We start from the raw sequence: 16,460 nt of genomic DNA, 5'->3' as shown, positions 1-16,460 counted from the left end.
GGTGACGACCTATGACGAGCGAGCGAGCCTCACAGATCTGACCGCCACTGTGGAGCGTGTCCGCAGTTCGGTGGAGGGAGTGATCGAGGGCAAGCCCGAGGTCGTACGGCTTTCGCTGACCGTGCTCCTCGCCGAGGGGCATCTGCTGATCGAGGACGTACCGGGCGTCGGCAAGACGATGCTGGCGAAGGCGCTGGCGAAGTCCATCGACTGCTCGGTACGCCGGATCCAGTTCACCCCCGACCTGCTGCCCTCGGACATCACGGGCGTCTCCATCTGGGACCAGCAGCGCCGCGACTTCGAGTTCAAGCCGGGCGCGATCTTCTCGCAGATCGTGATCGGCGACGAGATCAACCGCGCCTCGCCCAAGACCCAGTCGGCGCTGCTGGAATCGCTGGAGGAACGCCAGGTCACCATCGACGGGCAGACCTACGAGCTGCCCAGTCCGTTCATGGTGGTCGCCACGCAGAACCCGGTCGAGATGGAGGGCACCTACCCGCTGCCCGAGGCCCAGCGCGACCGCTTCATGGCCCGCGTCTCGATCGGTTACCCGAGCCCCGAGGCCGAGCTTCAGATGCTCGACGTGCACGGCGGCGTCAACCCGCTGGACGACCTCCAGCCGGTCGCCCACGCCCACGAGATCGTGAAGCTCATCGACGCCGTACGCGGTGTCCACGTCGCCGACGCGGTGCGGCGCTACGCGGTCGACCTGGTCACCGCCACGCGCAGCCACCCGGACCTCAGACTCGGCGCGTCGCCGCGCGCGACGCTGCACCTGGTGCGCGCGGCCAGGGCGACCGCGGCCCTCAGCGGCCGGGACTACGCGCTGCCGGACGACGTGCAGAGCCTCGCCGTGGCCGTCCTGGCCCACCGCCTGCTGCCGACCGCGCAGGCCCAGCTCAACCGCCGCACGGCGGAGCAGGTCGTCGAGGAGATCATCCAGCGCACCCCCGTGCCCGCCACCCCGCAGCAGCACGGATACGGGCTCGGGCGGGACCCGCAGGCGTACGGCCAGCAGTCACGGAGGCTGTGATGGCCGCCGGGGGCTCCGAACAGCCGCCGACCGGCCGAGCGAAAGGCGACAAGGGCGGCGTGCGCACGGCGCTGGCCGGGCTGACCACCCGGGGCCGGTCCTTCCTGGCCGCCGGCATCGCGGCCGCCGTGTGCGCCTACGTGCTGGGCCAGCCCGATCTGCTGCGCGTCGGGCTGCTGCTCGCCGCACTCCCGCTGATCTGCGCGGCCGTCGTCCACCGCACCCGCTACCGGGTGGCCGGCAGCCGCAGGCTCTCCCCCGCGCGCGTCCCGGCCGGCAGCGAGGCCCGCGTCCACCTGCGGATGGACAACGTCTCACGGCTGCCCACCGGCCTGCTCATGCTCCAGGACCGGGTGCCGTACGTGCTCGGCCCGCGCCCTCGCTTCGTCCTGGACCGCGTCGAGGCGGGCGGCCGCCGCGAGGTCTCCTACCGGGTCCGCTCCGACCTGCGCGGCCGCTACCCCCTCGGTCCGCTCCAGCTGCGGCTGAACGACCCGTTCGGGATGTGCGAGCTCACCCGCTCCTTCTCCGCCCACGACACGCTCACGGTCATACCGCGCGTCGAGCCGCTGCCCCCGGTCCGCCTCAGCGGCGAGGCCAAGGGGTACGGCGAGGGACGCCAGCGCTCCCTGGCGCTGGCCGGCGAGGACGACGTGATCCCGCGCGGCTACCGCTACGGCGACGACCTGCGCCGCGTGCACTGGCGCCTCACCGCCCGCTACGGCGAGCTGATGGTGCGCCGCGAGGAGCAGCCCCAGCGCTCGCGCTGCACGGTGCTGCTCGACACCCGGGGTCCGGCCTACCAGGGCGCGGGCCCCGACTCGGCCTTCGAATGGGCGGTCTCCGGCGCCGCGTCCGTGCTGGTGCACATGCTGGAGCGGGGCTTCTCCGTGCGGCTGCTGACCGACACCGGGAACTCGGTGCCGGGCGAGGGGGCCGACGGGTTCGCCGGGGCCAACCAGGAGTCGGCCGACGCGGCCGGACTGATGATGGACACCCTCGCCGTGGTGGACCACTCCGACGGCGCGGGCCTGTCCCGTGCCTACGACGTGCTGCGCGGCGGCAACGAGGGCCTGCTGGTGGCGTTCTTCGGCGATCTCGACGACGAAGAGGCGGCGGTGGCCGCGAAGATGCGCCAGCGCAGCGGGGGTGCGGTCGCCTTCCTGCTGGACGGCGACCACTGGGCGCGTGAACCGAACGGCGTCCCCGATCCGATGAACAGGCAGGAGGAGCGGCTGCGGATGCTGCGCGAGGCGGGCTGGACGGCTCTGAGCGTGCCGCGGGGCGCTTCGCTGAACGAGCTGTGGCGCCAGGCGGACCGCGACCGGGCGGGCGTGACGACGGCGGGCGCGGCGAACGGCGGGGAGGGATGGTCATGAGCGGGCGTGCCCGGCTGACGCTGTGCTCGGCGGCGGCCACCCTGATGGCGTCGTGCGCCCTGCTGCCGCTGCTCGACCCGGCGACCTGGCTGGTGCAGGCGGCCTTCATGCTGGCGGTCCAGTCGGGAGCGGGCGCCGCCGCCCGCCGCGTCCCGCTGGCCCGGCCGCTGACCGTGGCGGCGCAGGCACTGGTCACGCTCGTGATGCTGACCCTGGTCTTCGCCCGCGAGCAGGCGCTCGCCGGTCTGGTCCCCGGCCCGGAGGCGTTCCGCCACTTCGGCGACCTGCTCCGGTCGGGCGCCGACGACGTGGGGCGGTACGCGATCCCGGCCCCGCTGTCCGACGGCATCCGGCTGATGGTGATCGGCGCGGTGCTGGTGATCGGCCTGGTGGTGGACACCCTCGCGGTCACCTTCCGCAACGCGGCTCCGGCCGGTCTGCCGCTGCTGGCGCTGTACTCGGTCGCCGCGGGCCTGTCCGACGGGGCGGCCGACTGGCTGTGGTTCCTGGTGGCCGCCGCCGGGTATCTCCTGCTGCTGCTCGCCGAGGGCCGCGAGCGGCTCTCGCAGTGGGGGCGGGTCTTCGGCGGGTCCGGACGCGGGCCGGGCGGGCAGCCCGGTACGGTCGCGCCGGTACGCACCGGTCGGCGCATCGGGATGGCCGCGCTGGGCGTCGCCCTCGTGGTGCCGCTGCTGCCGCTGCCGGCGATACAGGGCGGTCTGCTCGGCGCGACGGGCGCCGGCGTGGGCGCGGGCAGCGGTGGCGGGGGCACGATCTCCGCGGTGAACCCGCTGGTGTCGCTGCGCGACAGCCTCAACGTGGACGAGGACCGGACGGTCCTGACGCTGCGCACCAACACCAGCGATCTCTCCGACATGTATCTGCGGATCGTGTCGCTGGACGACTTCGACGGCACGACGTGGCGGCCGGCCAAGCGCCACATCGTCGCCGTGCCCGACGACTTCCCCGCGCCCACCGGGCTGGGCCCCGACGTCAAGCGCACGGAGATCACCACCCGGATCGCGGCCGTCGACGACTACGCCCAGGACTGGCTGCCGATGCCGTACCCGCCGAGCGGTGTGCAGATCAAGGGCAACTGGCGCTACGAGCCGGTCGGCATGACGCTCGTCGGCGACCACGGCCAGAACACCAGCGGCAAGTCCTACCAGGTCAAGAGCCTGGACGTGGAGCCGACGGCGCAGCAGCTGGCCGCGGCGCCGCAGGCGCCCGACTCCGTCCGGCGCGACTACACCAAGGTGCCGGACTCCCTGCCGGCGGTGGTGGCGAAGCAGGCCCGCCAGATCACCAGGGGCGCCGACAACGACTACGAGAGGGCGGTCGCGCTCCAGGACTACTTCGCGGTGACGGGCGGCTTCGAGTACGACACCCAGGTCGAGGTCGGCAACGGTCCGAACGCGATCGCCCGCTTCCTGCGGGACAAGCAGGGCTTCTGCGTGCACTTCTCGTTCGCCATGGCGTCGATGGCCCGCACCCTGGGCATACCGGCGCGGGTCGCGGTGGGCTTCGCGCCGGGCTCCCCGCAGGCGGACGGTTCGGTGGCGGTGGGCTTGAAGGACGCGCACGCCTGGCCGGAGCTGTACTTCGAGGGCGTGGGCTGGACCCGCTTCGAGCCGACCCCGACCCGCGGCACCACGCCCACCTACACCGTTCCCGACGCGCCGGGCGCGGCGCTTCCCGAGCTGCCGCAGGCCTCGCGCTCGGCGGACGCGGCGCCGTCGACCGCGCCCTCGGCCCGGTCCGGCTGCTCGGCCCGGGAGAAGAAGCTGGAGGACTGCGCCAACGCGCTGCCGGTGGACCAGCCGGGGCAGGGCGGCGGCGGCACCCCGTGGTACCGGATAGCCACCTGGACGCTGCTGGGGGGCGCGGCGCTCGTGCTGCCGCTGCTGCCGATGCTGTGGCGGCTGAGAAGACGTTCGGCGCGGCTGGCGTCCGCCCAGCACTCCGCGGCGGCCTCCGGGGCTCCGCCGGGCCGGCGGGACAGGGCGGGCGCGGGCGGCGAGGCCGCGAACGGCTCCGGGCCGGCGGTCCTGCTGGACGAGCCGGGGGACGAGGCCGCGGCCGCCGCCGTCGGCCATGTCCTGGCGGTGTGGCGCGAGCTCACCGACACGGCGTGGGACTTCGGCATCGAACCGGACGACGCGCTGACCCCCCGCCGGGCGGCGGCGCGGATCGTGCGGACCGGAGGGCTGGACGAGGCGGCCGGCCGCTCGGTGCACCGGGTCGCGGGGGCGGTGGAGCAGGTGCTGTACGCCCCGGAGCCGAGGGCCGAGGCCGGACTCGCCGACGAGGTGCGGTCGGTGCGGGCGGCACTGCAGGAGAAGGCCGACTGGACGACGCGGGTGCGGGCGGTCGTGGCGCCGCGTTCGGCCGTGCGCGCGCTCTGGGACGTGGCGGACCGCTGGACGGCCCTCAGGTCGTCCTGGACGGCCCGGCTGACGGCCCTGGTGCACCGGCCGTCCGGCCAGCAAAGCGGCTGACCGGCCCGCCCTCGGAGGGGGACCGGCCAGTTGTGTCCTCCAGCGGGCGGCCGCACCTTCCAGCGGGGGGCCGCCCGTCCGGCCGCTCGCCGTACCGGCCCGGCCCGCTCCTTACGTGCGGCCGGCCGGTACGGCGAGCTGACGGACCAGCCGCTGCGGGCGGCCGGTCGGCCGAGCAGGTCGGCTGACCGGCGAATCGGCTGACCGGCCCGCCCCCAGGGGCGGCCGGCCGGTCAGGGCCGTCCGGGTGGCCGGGGCGGTCGTGGAGTGGCCCGGCCCGGTGGAAGAGGCAGCGCGGACATGGTTGAGGGGCGACCACCCGACTAGGTGGTCGCCCCTCAACCATGTCTCTTCGCGAACCAGGAGCAGATTCGGTTCTGCGGCGTTCCGGTTCTGCGGCGGTGTCAGTGACCGCCCTGCTCGTCTCGGCGGCGCTGCCAGCGCTGCTCGATCCGGTCCATCATCGAGCGCTTCTGCCTGACCTGACCGCGGGCGTGCGGGGCGCCTGCGGCTCCGGCCGCGGGCTGTTCACCCGGCTTGGGGGCCTTGCGCCAGCCGGTGACGGCGAGCACCGCGCAGCCGAGCATCACGAGGAAGCCGACCACGCTCAGCCACACCTGCTTGGCGACCATTCCTGCCATGAGGAGCGCGATTCCCACGAGGAAGCCAGCGACCGCCTGGTAGACCCGCCGCCGGGTGTACGTACGCAGCCCGCTTCCCTCGAGCGCTGACGCGAACTTGGGATCTTCGGCGTACAGCGCTCGCTCCATCTGCTCGAGCATGCGCTGCTCGTGCTCCGAGAGCGGCACGGAGTCCTCCTCATCGTGCAGTCGCCGGGGCGACCCGGGGGGTCCCTTCAGGATAGGCGGGGAATCGCCCCCGTGAAACCCGCCCCTCTACGCCAATTGGCCAACCGACGCCCGTCATGGACGTCCGGCTCGCTGAGGTTTCCTTTCCCCGGCGGCCGGCCCGTCATGCCGGGCGGTCTCCCTCGATCATACGGCGCACCGCGGCCGAACGGGGGGCCTGTGGCGTACTCCATGTGCAGCCAAGTCCCTGATCAGCGGTGCGTCCCGGGGAACGCTCAGCTCCCGTCGGCCGCCCGCGCCTCACCCAGCACGTGCAACTGGGTGGCGACGGAGTGGAAGGCGGGGCGTTCGGCCGCCGCCTCCTCCAGCTTCAGCAGGGCCTCCAGCGCTCCGGGCTCGGTGTCCACGAGGACGCCGGGCACCAGGTCGGCGAAGACCCGCACCCCGTGCACGGCCCCCACCCTCAGGCCCGCGCCCTCGACGAGTCCGGTGAGCTGCTCGGCGGTGAAGCGGCGCGGCACGGGGTCGCCCTCGCCCCAGCGGCCGTCGGGCGCGGTGAGCGCCTGCCGGGCCTCCTTGAAGTGGCCCGCGAGGGCGCGCGCGAGGACGGCCCCGCCGAGGCCCGCGGCGAGGAGACTGAGGAAGCCCTCGGCGCGCAGCGCGGCGACCGCGTTGCGGACGCCCTCGGCCGGGTCGTCGACGTACTCCAGGACCCCGTGGCACAGGACGGCGTCGTAGCCGCCGCGCCCGACCACGTCGAACAGCCCGTGGACGTCGCCCTGGACGCCCTGCACGCGGTCGGCCACGCCGGCCTCGGCGGTGCGCCGCTCCAGGGCGAACAGGGCGTTGGGGCTGGGGTCGACGACGGTGACCCGGTGCCCGAGGAGAGCCACGGGCACCGCGAAGTTGCCGCTGCCGCCCCCGGTGTCGAGGACGTCCAGCGACTCGCGGCCGGTCGCCTTGACCCGGTCCTCGAGGGCGTCGCGCAGGACCTCCCAGACCACGGCGGTGCGCAGCGAGGCACGGGACCGGGAAGGGCCGGAGCGTGCCGGCGTCGGCTGGGGACCGGGGTGGGAGACGGGCGGGCGCATCGGGTCCGACACGGCAGTTGACTCCTCGGCGCGGCACCGCCTCTTGCGCGGCGGAGCGAACGGGCTGCCCTCTCCGGCCGGTCCGGACCGGCGCGCGGACGGACGGACGCGGGGAAGGCTTCAGGCGCCTTCCACCCTATTGCCTCCGGCGTCCCGTCCGGTGACGGCCACCGCCTCCGCGTCCCGTCCGAACGAGCGATGCCCGACGTCACGCTCGCCGCCTCAGCGTCCCGTCCGCTCAGGCGGCCGGGCCGGACCGCGCCACCCCCGCCCGGCCGTCCGCCCCGGCCCGGTCGCCCCGGCCCGGTCGCCCGAGGTGAGCCCTGACGTGTGCGCGGCGCATGCACGCCGGCAGTGAGCGGCGGACCCGGGTTGCGGGCGGCGACGTCCGCGCCGACGTGCGCGCGGCGCGGGGCGCGACGCCGTGCCGCCCGCACCGCGACGCCTTGCCGGCCCCGGCCCCGACCCGTGACGCCGTGTCAGCCCGCGTCCGGGAGACCGTGGTCCGTCGCCGGGTCGCCGGCGTCCTCCTCCTGGCGTGGCTGCGGCAGGACCGGCTGGAGCACCAGCATGCGCTCGACGAGACGGAGGAACATCGCCACGTCGCGTATCAGGTCGTCGGCGTCCCGGCGGGTGGCCGCGCCCTGGATGCCGGCCTCGGCCCGGGCGCGGCGCCGGGCCCCGGAGGCGAACAGCGCGCTCCACTCGGCGAGTTCGGGCGCTATCTCGGGGAGGACTTCCCAGGCGCTGCGGATGCGGGCCCGGCGGCGGGGCGAGGGCTCCGGGCGGCCCCGGGCGGCGAGCACGGCGGCCGCGGTGCGCAGGGCCGCCAGATGGGCGATGGCGTAACGCTCGTTGGGGGTTTCCAGGACGGCCGCCTCGTCCAGCCCGGCGCGGGCCTGGGCGAGCAGGTCGAGGGCGGCGGGCGGGGCCGTGGTGCGGCGCAGCACGGGGTGAACGTCGCTCGCGGGACCGGTCAGTGAGGGTGCAGGGCCGGTGGCGCGGCGCCGGTGTGCGGCGGCTGCGTGGTAGGTGGCCATGACGAACCTCCTGTCGTCTGTGTGACGGCACGTCCGATACGGGCTGCCGTATGACCCCATCGTGCGGTATGCCACTGACAATCCGTTCTGACCTGGCCTTTTGCTTCGATCGAGAGTTCGGGCTAGTTTTTGCACTGACCAGTCAGTTCAAAAACACGGATTCCAGGGGGGACCTGTGGACGCAGTCGCCGTCACAGCCGACGGCCTCGGGCTCCGAGGCCCGCGCGGCTGGGCGTTCCGGGACGTCGCCGTCGAGGCGGATCCCGGCTCGCTGATCGCGGTCGAAGGGCCCTCGGGCTCCGGCCGCACCAGCCTGCTGCTCGCCCTCACGGGGCGCATGAAGACCACCGAGGGGACGGCGACCGTGGGCGGTGCGCGCCTGCCCAAGCAGCTGGCGGCCGTGCGTCGCGTCGCCGCCCTCGCCCACGTACCCGGCGTGACGGATCTCGAACCGGCGCTGACCGTCGGCGAGCACGTGCGCGAACGGGCGCTGCTGCAACGGCGGTTCGGCGGCTCCCTGCGCGACCTGCTGCGTTCGCGCGCGGACCGGGCGGCCGAGGCGGAGCTGCGGATCGATGCCGCGCTCGACGCCGCCGGACTCGACCGCGAGGCGCTCCCCAAGGGCTCGCGGACCGCCGTGCGGGACCTGGAGCGCGTCGAGGCGCTGCGGCTGTCGGTGGCGCTGGCGCTCGTCGGCCGGCCCCGGCTGCTCGGCGTCGACGACGTCGACCTGAAGCTGTCGACGGCCGAGCGGGCGGAGGTCTGGGCGCTGCTGCGGTCCATCGCCGAAGCGGGGACGACCGTGCTGGCGGTGTGCGCCGAGGCGCCCGAGAACGCGGTCGTGGTCCGCTCCGGCGCGGACGCCGGCCGTCGTCCCACCCCGCGGGAGGCCGGTCCACCCGGGCCGCGGGACGAACCGGGGACCGCGACGCCGCAGGACCCGCCGGAGACCGCGGCACCGCAGGACGAGCCGGACACCGGCCCGCGGGACGTACCGGGAGCCGGACCGCAGGACGGGCACCGGGCCGGCCCGAAGGACCGGTCCCAGGACGATCACGAAGCCGCGCCGCGGGCAGAGGCGGAGGCTGCGCCGAAGGGAGAGGCGGCCGAGGCCGAGGCGGAGGCGGCCGACGTGTCGCAGGCCGGCCCGAAGGAACAGGATGAGGAGGAGTCCGATGCGCTCGCCCAGACTCGCCGCGCTTGAGCTGAGGCGCTTCGGCCGGGGCAGGCTCCCGCGGGCCGCCCTCGTCGCGCTCCTGCTGCTGCCCCTGCTGTACGGCGCGCTGTACCTGTGGTCCTTCTGGGACCCCTACGGCCGGCTCGACCGCATTCCGGTCGCGCTGGTCAACGACGACCGGGGGGCCACCGCCGGGGGCGAGAAGATCACCGCCGGGGCCGACATCACCGCGAAGCTGCGCGACAGCAAGGTCTTCGACTGGCACGAGGTGAGCGCCGCCGAGGCACGCGCGGGCGTGGAGGACGGCAGGTACTACCTGTCGCTGACCATGCCGGCCGACTTCAGCCGTCGGATCGCGTCCAGCTCGGGCGACTCTCCCGAGACGAGCGCCCTCCAGGTGCGCACGAACGACGCGAACAACTACATCGTCGGCCAGATCTCTCGGACCGTCTTCAGCGAGGTGCGCAGGGCCGCGTCCACGAAGGCCTCGCGGTCCTTCCTCGACAAGATCTTCGTCTCCTTCTCCGACATCCACGGCGCGACCGCGAAGGCCGCCGACGGCGCCGACGACCTCAACGGCGGCATCGGGAAGGCCGAGCGGGGCTCCAAGGACCTCGCGGACGGTCTCGGCGACGCCAAGGACGGCAGCGGCAAGCTGACGAAGGGGCTGAAGAAGCTCGACACGGGCGCCGACACCCTCCAGGAGGGGTCCCAGAAGGTCGCGGACGGCACCCAGAAGCTCGCCGACAAGGTCAACGGGATCGCCGGCGCCCTGGGGCCGTTCGTCAAGTCGAACGAGAAGACCATCGGCGACACCGCCCGACTCGTCGCGGACTCCTCGAAGGTGGTCCACGACAACCTGGAGACCCTGGTGAAGGCCGCCCCGGTGGCCGCCACCGGCGCGCACACGGCCTCGGACACACTCGCCGAGGTGTACAAGGCGCGCTGCGAGACGCCGGTGCTGCCCGATCCCGCGTGCGCGGACCTGAAGAAGGCCAAGGACACGGCCGCCGACGTGGCGACGGTCGCCGACGACGTCAACACGCTGGTCGCCGATCAGGACGGCGACCTGAAGACGCTCCGCACGAACCTCACCGCTCTGCGCAAGCAGGCCCAGTCCCTCGCGGACGACGCCCCGCACCTCTCCGAGGACCTGGACAACGCCGTGTCCCAGGTCAACGCGTTGAACACCGGGGCGGCGAAGGTGGCCAAGGGCGCCAAGAAGATCAACACCGGGATCGGCAGGGCCACGACCGGATCCGTGAACCTGGACGCGGGCGTCGGCAGGCTGAAGACGGGCGCACAGGACCTCAACGGCGGCATGTTCAAGCTCTCCGACGGCTCCGGCAAGCTCGCCGACGGCCTGCACGAGGGCGTCGGACGGATCCCCGACTACGACGCCCGGCAGCGCGACGCACGCACCGCCGTCATGGCCGACCCGGTCCAGCTCGCCTCCCACGACCGGCACAAGGCGCCCAACTACGGCACCGGTTTCGCCCCGTACTTCATCCCGTTGTCGCTCTGGGTGGGCGCGATGGTGGCGTACATGCTGATCGCGCCGATGAACCGGCGCGCGCTGGCGGCGGGCGCCCCCGCGTGGCGGATCGCGCTGGCCGGCTGGCTGCCGGTGGTCGCGGTCGGCGTGCTCCAGACGACGGCGCTGATGGCCGTGCTGCACTGGGCGATCGGCCTGGAGATGGTCCGCGCGGCCGGCACCGTGGGCTTCCTGTTCCTGGTGGCGGCGTGCTTCGCGGCCCTCGTGCAGTGGCTGAACGCGCGCTTCGGGGCGGCGGGCCGGATCCTCGTCCTGGCGCTGCTGATGCTTCAGCTGACGTCCGCGGGCGGCACCTATCCGGTGCAGACCAGCCCCGGCTTCTTCAACGCCGTCCACCCGTACCTGCCGATGAGTTACGTCGTCGACGCGCTCAGAAGGCTCATCAGCGGCGGCGGCCTCGGACCGGTGTGGCAGGCCTGCGCGGTGCTCGTCGCGTTCACCGCGGGCGCCCTGGCGCTGACCGCCCTGTCGGCGCGCCGCCGCCAGGTGTGGACCCTGGACCGGCTGCACCCGGAGCTGAGCCTGTGACGATCGGGCGCCCGGGAGGCCGCGTTCCTGTGACAATCAGGACCATGGACAGCAGCACCACCCCGGGCGGCCGCACCCGCCGCGAGGCCACCCGGCAGAAGCTCTACGAGGCGGCCGTCACCCTCATCGCCGAACAGGGCTTCTCCGCCACCACCGTGGACGAGATCGCCGAACGCGCAGGCGTGGCCAAGGGCACGGTCTACTACAACTTCGCCAGCAAGTCGGTCCTCTTCGAGGAGTTGCTGCGGCACGGCGTGGGCCTGCTCACCGCCTCGCTGCGCGAGGCCGCCGAGGACACCGCGCGCACCGGCGGGAGCAGGGTCGACGCCCTGGACGCGATGGTCCGCGCCGGCCTGGTCTTCATCGACCGCTACCCGTCCTTCACGCAGTTGTACGTGGCCGAGCTGTGGCGCACCAACCGGGCCTGGCAGTCCACGCTCATGGTCGTGCGCCAGGAGGCGGTGGCCGTCGTCGAGGGGGTGCTGCGCGAGGGCGTGGACAACGGCGAGTTCAGCGACGAGATCGACGTGCAGCTGACGGCGGCCGCGCTGGTCGGCATGGTGCTGGTGGCCGCCCTGGACTGGCAGGCCTTCCAGCCCGAGCGCTCCCTGGACGACGTGCACGCGGCGCTGTCCCGGCTGCTCCAGGGGCGGGTGAGCGGGGGCCGCTAGGTCTCGTCGGAGCTCCTCCACGGTACGACCGCACGTGGGGAGGGGAGCGCCCTCTCCGCGCGCGTGCACGCACAGGCGCCGGTCCGTTGCGGCCACGTCCCCCGTGGGCCGCCGCGAACCGGCGCCTGCGCGTGCTCCCCCGTTCCCCCGTTCCTCCCCCGTCGTACCCCCGTACGGTCGTTCCCCGGGGCTCCCCCCGTGTCTCGCTCCCGCCGAGCCGGTCGGCCGGCGGAAGGAGCGGGTCGAGGGCCGCTCCGTTCCGGCGCCCCGTGTCGCCGGTGCCGGAGCCGCGCCCCTTCTCCGTGCCTCCACTCTGTCGTCCGGGCAGGTCGCAGCCCATCCGCGCGCGTACTCAACTCCACCCCTAGGTACGGGTACTCAGCTTCGCGCGCTCATCCCCAGGACGCCGGGCGGCCCACTGGCTACGATCGCGTCCGTGTCCGTACTCCCCCTTGTGTTCACCAGCGGCTGGGCCAGCGGCGTCAACGCGTACGCGGTGGTGCTCCTGCTCGGCGTCTTCGGCGCCACCGGTGTGAGCGACGACGTCCCGCAGACGTTGCAGCGACCCGAGGTGCTGGCCGTCGCGGCCGTCCTCTTCCTGTGCGAGGCGGTCGCCGACAAGATCCCGTACGTGGACTCGGCGTGGGACATGGCCCACACCGTGATCCGGCCGGTGGCCGGGGCCTGGGTCGGCGCGCTGCTCGCCGGGCAGAGCGGTTCGCTCTCCGACGCGGCGGCCGCGGCGCTCGGCGGTTCGACCGCGCTGGCCAGCCACGCCGTGAAGGCGGGCGCCCGGATGGCGGTCAACAGCTCCCCCGAACCGTTCAGCAACATCGCGGTGAGCCTGGCGGAGGATCTCGGGGTCGCCGGGATCGTCACCTTCGCGATCTTCCACCCGGTGGCGGCCTCCGTCGTCGCGGGGGCCCTGCTGCTGACCGGGCTGCTGGTCCTGTACTTCCTCGTCTCACGGATCCGCCGGTTCCTGCGGCGCCGGGCGCAACGGCGCGAGGAACGCCGGCTCGGCGCGCCCCCGTGGCCGCCGTCCCCGGGCTGATCACGTCACTGTCGGTGGCGGCCGATACAGTCACGGGCATGGCAGGGATTGCGGTGATCGGCGCCGGGATGGGCGCGCTGACGGCGGCCGCCCGGCTGGCCGTGGCGGGCCACCGGGTGACGGTGTACGAGCGGACGGGGACGTACGGCGGAGCGGTGCGCCGCTTCGAGCGGGATGGGTTCGCGTTCGACACCGGCCCCACGCTGCTCCCCCTGCCCGCCGTCTACCGCGACCTGTTCGTCAAGACCGGCAAGGAGCCGCTGGAGTCCTGCGTCGAGCTGGTCCAGGTCGACCCGTCCGCGCGGCACGTGTTCGCGGACGGCGCCGAGGTGTCCCTGCCGAACGCCTCGCGCGCGGGCGTCGTCTCCGCGCTGGACGAGGCGCTCGGCGGGCGGGCCGGGCAGCGCTGGGGGGACTTCCTGGTGCGCGCGCGTGAGGCCTGGGACCGCACCCGGCGCCCGCTCCTGGAGGAGCCGCTGTGGCCGAACTGGTCGGTCCTCGCCGACCGCGAGCCCTATCCGGCGGTCCCCCACAAACGTCTGCTGCGCACCAGGAAGGCGGCCACCCTGGCCGAGATCGGCGCCTGGGAGCTGCGCGATCCCCGGCTCGCCGCGCTGCTGGAGGGCCACGCGCTCGCGTACGGCCTGGATCCCCGGTCCACCCCGGCGAGCGCGGCGGTCCTGCCGTACATGGAGCACGCCTTCGGCACGTGGTACGTGCGCGGAGGCATGCGGGAGCTGGCCCGCGCGGTGTACGAGCGCTGTGTGGCGCGCCGGGTCGCGTTCGTCTTCGACGCCGAGGTCGCGCGGATCGTGGACGAGGACGGCAGGGCGGCGGGCGTAGAACTCGCCGACGGCACGGTGGCGGAGGCGGACTTCGTCCTGGCGCCGGGCGGCTTCCGCGGCCTTCCCGCCCGGGGCGGGGACGAGGTCGCGCCCCAGCGGGCGCTGCCGAGCCGGCTGACCGTGCTGCTGGCGCTGCGCGGCCCCCGGCCGCAGGGCGCAGCGCACCGGACGGTGGTCCACGCCCCGGACCGGGACGCGGAGTTGGAGAGCCTGTTCGGCGCGGCGCCGTCGGTGCCCGCGGGGCCGACGGTCACGGTGCTGCGGCCCGACGACGCCCGGCTGGCGCCGGACGGCGACCACGAGCCGGTCACGATCGGCGCCGTGGTGCCCGCCGGCGCGCAGGTGTCCGACGCGCACGTGGACGCGCTGCTCGGCATGGCCGAGCGGGCCGTTCCCGGGCTGCGCGAGCGCGTCCTGTGGCGTGAGGTGCGCACCCCGGCCGACGTCGCGCGCGAGACCGGCGCGGAAGGCGGGGCCGTCCCCGCGCCCGCGCTGGCCGCGGCCGGGGGCCGGCTGCTGCATCCCGCCAACTCCACCGGGCTGCGAGGGCTGTTCACGGTCGGCGGCTGGTCGCATCCGGGCGGCGGCCTGCCTCACGCGGGCATGTCGGGCACGCTGGTGTCCGGACTGATCGTGGAGGGGCCGGAGTTCCGCGGCTCGCGGTGAGGCCGTGACGGCCCGCCGCGCACGGGGGCGAAGGGGCGGGCGGGGTGGCGGACGCGGCCGTCAGAACCGGTACTGCTCGTCGTAGCCGTTGCCCTGGCCCGGCTGCTGCCCGTCGCCCTGGTACGGGTACTGCTGCTGGTCGGGCGGGAGTTCGCCGCCCAGCGGGTCGTCGGTGTTGCGCTGCTGCGGGACCCAGACCCCGCCGGCCGGGGTCTCCCCGCCGTGGCCGCCGGCGCCGTACTGCTCCTGGCCGTAGCCCTGCTGCGCGTACTGCTGCTGGCCGTAGCCGGCGTCGTAGGAGCCCCCGCCGTAGGTCTGGGTGCCGATGTACGGGTCGGAGTAGGCGGCGTACTGCTGCTCGCCCGTGGCGTCGTAGCCGTACTGCTGCTGGGGGTACCCGGCGTAGCCGTAGCCGTAGTTCTGGTCCGTGCCCTGGCCGGCCGTGGCGTACTGGTCCTGGCCCTGGCCCTGGGACTGTCCCTGGCCGGTCGCGCCCGCGTAGGCGGCGTCGCTGTAGACGCCGTAGGAGCCGGTGTCGTCGGGCAGCGGCTGCGGCTCGTAGACGGAGGCGGCCGCCGGGTCGAAGGAGCGGGGCGCGGGGGTGAAGACGTCGTCGCGGTCGTCGCCGTCGAAGTCGTCGTCGCCGTAGGCGCTCCCGGCGCCGAAGGCGTGCTCGTCCCGGCCGCCGAACGCCGTGCCGTCACCGTGGGGCGCGCCGGAGTCCGGGCCGGCCCCGTCCGGCTCCGGGCCGGAGACCTCCAGGGTCGGGTCCTGGCGCTCGGCCTTGCCGCGGCGGCGCTTGGTGAGGACGGTGCCGTCGCTCTCCGTGTCCGAGCGGCGGAAGGCCCAGCCCTCGGCGAAGCCCCGGCGGAACGACAGGGTGACGTAGGTCTGGCCGACCGCGAACGCGGCCGCGCCCAGGGCGATGACGACGACCGACGGGATCAGGACGCCGAGGACGACGCCCAGGAAGCCGACGAAGGCCAGCAGCCGCCAGCGCAGCCGGGCCTTGTACTGCAGCAGAACCTCGCCGAGCAGCCACAGCGCGACAATGCCGAACGCGATGTAGAGGACCGTCCAGCCCATGTACGCCCCTCTCCCAGTGGCCGCTACGCAGTGTGTCGTATGTGGGTGCGACCGGTCTAGGCCTGCGGCGGATGGTGCAGGCCCAGGTTCTCGTAGATTTCCAGCGTCGCCGTGGAGTTGTTGAGCGTGATGAAGTGCAGTCCGGGCACTCCCTCGGCCAGCAGCCGTGCGCAGAACTCCGTGGCGAAGTCGATGCCAATGGAGCGTACAGCGGCCGGATCGTCTTTGGCTGTGAGGATCCGCTCTTTCAGGGCGGCCGGGAAGCGGGCGTTGCTGAGCTGCGGCAGGCGTTCCAGCATCCGCACACTGGTCACCGGAAGGACCTCGGGGATGACGGGAGTCACACATCCGGCCGCCGCGACCCGGTCGCGCAGCCGCAGGTACGAGTCGGGCTCGAAGAACATCTGGGTGATCGCGTAGTCGGCGCCGGCCCGGCACTTGTCCACGAAGTGCGACACGTCCAGGTCCCACTCGTCGGAGCGCGGGTGCATCTCGGGGAAGGCGGCGACGCCCACGCAGAAGTCCCCGGACTCCTTGATGAGACGGACCAGTTCGGCGGCGTACGTGAGGCCCTGCGGATGCGGCACCCAGGGGCCCATAGGGTCGCCGGGCGGGTCGCCGCGCACGGCCAGCATGTTGCGGATGCCGGCGTCGGCGTACTGCCCGATGATGTTGCGCAGCTCGGCGACGGAGTGGTCCACGGCGGTGAGGTGCGCGACCGGCGTGAGGGTGGTGTCGACGACGATCTGCTGGGTCTCCTTGACCGTGGTGGCCCGGGTGGATCCGCCGGCGCCGTAGGTCACCGAGACGAAGTCGGGGGCGACCGCCTCGACCCTGCGCAGGGCGTCCCACAGGCTCCGCTCACCCTTCGGCGTCTTCGGCGCGTAGAACTCGAACGAGTACGTCGTCTTGCCGGTCGCCAGGATGTCGCGCACGGTGCGCGCGCGGTCCGTCCTGGTGGATGCGGTTCCCAGTGCCATACCGGCAGGTTAGCCAGGGGTGGACGGTCACCCAACCGGATGCGGGAA

13 protein-coding genes are annotated in these 16,460 nt (G+C 74.1%); 8 read left to right on the top strand and 5 right to left on the bottom strand.

Going from position 1 to position 16,460, the window contains the following annotated elements; genetic code table 11:
* Position 1: 1 nt before the first annotated feature.
* Genes ACGFSH_RS04565 through ACGFSH_RS04555 form a run of 3 tightly spaced genes read left to right on the top strand, consistent with a single transcriptional unit; the run spans position 2 to position 4,910 of the window.
* Positions 2-1,033 carry an AAA family ATPase gene (locus ACGFSH_RS04565; RefSeq protein WP_393344896.1) on the top strand — a complete coding sequence of 344 codons (1,032 nt, stop codon included), beginning with the start codon at positions 2-4 and terminating at the stop codon, positions 1,031-1,033.
* A complete protein-coding gene (locus tag ACGFSH_RS04560; protein ID WP_393344895.1) occupies positions 1,033-2,412 on the top strand; it encodes a DUF58 domain-containing protein in 1,380 nt (459 codons plus the stop codon). The genes ACGFSH_RS04565 and ACGFSH_RS04560 overlap by 1 nt, the downstream gene beginning before the upstream one ends.
* Positions 2,409-4,910 (top strand): DUF3488 and DUF4129 domain-containing transglutaminase family protein, encoded by a 2,502-nt coding sequence (locus ACGFSH_RS04555; protein WP_393344893.1) that lies wholly within the window; start codon positions 2,409-2,411, stop codon positions 4,908-4,910. The genes ACGFSH_RS04560 and ACGFSH_RS04555 overlap by 4 nt, the downstream gene beginning before the upstream one ends.
* 404 nt (positions 4,911-5,314) lie before the next feature.
* Here ACGFSH_RS04555 and ACGFSH_RS04550 read toward each other — a convergent pair whose 3' ends face one another.
* The 3 genes from ACGFSH_RS04550 to ACGFSH_RS04540 all read right to left on the bottom strand — a co-directional run bounded on the left by ACGFSH_RS04550 (position 5,315) and on the right by ACGFSH_RS04540 (position 7,850).
* Complete coding sequence (locus ACGFSH_RS04550) at positions 5,315-5,719, bottom strand: DUF3040 domain-containing protein (RefSeq protein ID WP_393344892.1); 405 nt, start codon at positions 5,717-5,719, stop codon at positions 5,315-5,317.
* Positions 5,720-5,994: 275 nt separating this feature from the next.
* On the bottom strand, positions 5,995-6,822 hold the full coding sequence (locus ACGFSH_RS04545) for a methyltransferase (protein WP_393344890.1): 828 nt from the start codon (positions 6,820-6,822) through the stop codon (positions 5,995-5,997).
* 467 nt (positions 6,823-7,289) lie between these two features.
* Positions 7,290-7,850, bottom strand: coding sequence for an SAV_6107 family HEPN domain-containing protein (locus tag ACGFSH_RS04540; RefSeq protein WP_393344888.1), 561 nt, complete (start codon positions 7,848-7,850; stop codon positions 7,290-7,292).
* A 175-nt stretch (positions 7,851-8,025) separates the two neighbouring features.
* On the opposite strand from ACGFSH_RS04540, the gene ACGFSH_RS04535 reads away from it, so the two are divergent.
* The 5 genes from ACGFSH_RS04535 to ACGFSH_RS04515 all read left to right on the top strand — a co-directional run bounded on the left by ACGFSH_RS04535 (position 8,026) and on the right by ACGFSH_RS04515 (position 14,346).
* The gene (locus ACGFSH_RS04535; RefSeq protein WP_393344887.1) at positions 8,026-9,054 is read left to right on the top strand and encodes an ATP-binding cassette domain-containing protein; all 1,029 of its coding nucleotides are present in this window, start codon (positions 8,026-8,028) and stop codon (positions 9,052-9,054) included.
* Positions 9,026-11,110: a YhgE/Pip family protein gene (locus tag ACGFSH_RS04530; RefSeq protein ID WP_393344885.1), complete on the top strand. Its 2,085-nt coding sequence runs from the start codon at positions 9,026-9,028 to the stop codon at positions 11,108-11,110. Before ACGFSH_RS04535 ends, ACGFSH_RS04530 begins: the two co-directional genes overlap by 29 nt.
* Positions 11,111-11,154: 44 nt before the next feature.
* On the top strand, positions 11,155-11,781 hold the full coding sequence (locus tag ACGFSH_RS04525; protein ID WP_393344883.1) for a TetR/AcrR family transcriptional regulator: 627 nt from the start codon (positions 11,155-11,157) through the stop codon (positions 11,779-11,781).
* Between the two features lie 436 nt (positions 11,782-12,217).
* Positions 12,218-12,835 carry a DUF4126 domain-containing protein gene (locus ACGFSH_RS04520; protein ID WP_393344882.1) on the top strand — a complete coding sequence of 206 codons (618 nt, stop codon included), beginning with the start codon at positions 12,218-12,220 and terminating at the stop codon, positions 12,833-12,835.
* A 38-nt stretch (positions 12,836-12,873) separates the two neighbouring features.
* Positions 12,874-14,346 (top strand): phytoene desaturase family protein, encoded by a 1,473-nt coding sequence (locus ACGFSH_RS04515; RefSeq protein ID WP_393344880.1) that lies wholly within the window; start codon positions 12,874-12,876, stop codon positions 14,344-14,346.
* 60 nt (positions 14,347-14,406) lie between these two features.
* Here the strand turns inward: ACGFSH_RS04515 and ACGFSH_RS04510 are convergent, their stop codons facing one another.
* Together ACGFSH_RS04510 and metF are read right to left on the bottom strand one after the other, a co-directional pair.
* Complete coding sequence (locus ACGFSH_RS04510; protein WP_393344878.1) at positions 14,407-15,432, bottom strand: hypothetical protein; 1,026 nt, start codon at positions 15,430-15,432, stop codon at positions 14,407-14,409.
* 56 nt (positions 15,433-15,488) lie between these two features.
* Positions 15,489-16,412, bottom strand: a complete 924-nt coding sequence (gene metF, locus ACGFSH_RS04505) for a methylenetetrahydrofolate reductase [NAD(P)H] (RefSeq protein ID WP_393344876.1) — start codon at positions 16,410-16,412, stop codon at positions 15,489-15,491.
* Positions 16,413-16,460: the final 48 nt, after the last annotated feature.

It is taken from the genome of Streptomyces sp. NPDC048481, from assembly GCF_043200075.1.
In the GTDB taxonomy this organism is placed as follows: domain Bacteria; phylum Actinomycetota; class Actinomycetes; order Streptomycetales; family Streptomycetaceae; genus Streptomyces.
Note: the sequence above shows the minus strand (reverse complement) of the source record. Positions and strands in the feature narration are given on the sequence as shown.

Bases quoted from the DNA above. Each gene is read 5' to 3' on its own strand.
- ACGFSH_RS04540 (WP_393344888.1), bottom strand. From the start codon at position 7,850: ATGGCCACCTACCACGCAGCCGCCGCACACCGGCGCCGCGCCACCGGC.
- ACGFSH_RS04515 (WP_393344880.1), top strand. From the start codon at position 12,874: ATGGCAGGGATTGCGGTGATCGGCGCCGGGATGGGCGCGCTGACGGCG.
- ACGFSH_RS04555 (WP_393344893.1), top strand. From the start codon at position 2,409: ATGAGCGGGCGTGCCCGGCTGACGCTGTGCTCGGCGGCGGCCACCCTG.
- metF (WP_393344876.1), bottom strand. From the start codon at position 16,412: ATGGCACTGGGAACCGCATCCACCAGGACGGACCGCGCGCGCACCGTG.
- ACGFSH_RS04510 (WP_393344878.1), bottom strand. From the start codon at position 15,432: ATGGGCTGGACGGTCCTCTACATCGCGTTCGGCATTGTCGCGCTGTGG.
- ACGFSH_RS04530 (WP_393344885.1), top strand. From the start codon at position 9,026: ATGCGCTCGCCCAGACTCGCCGCGCTTGAGCTGAGGCGCTTCGGCCGG.
- ACGFSH_RS04560 (WP_393344895.1), top strand. From the start codon at position 1,033: ATGGCCGCCGGGGGCTCCGAACAGCCGCCGACCGGCCGAGCGAAAGGC.
- ACGFSH_RS04525 (WP_393344883.1), top strand. From the start codon at position 11,155: ATGGACAGCAGCACCACCCCGGGCGGCCGCACCCGCCGCGAGGCCACC.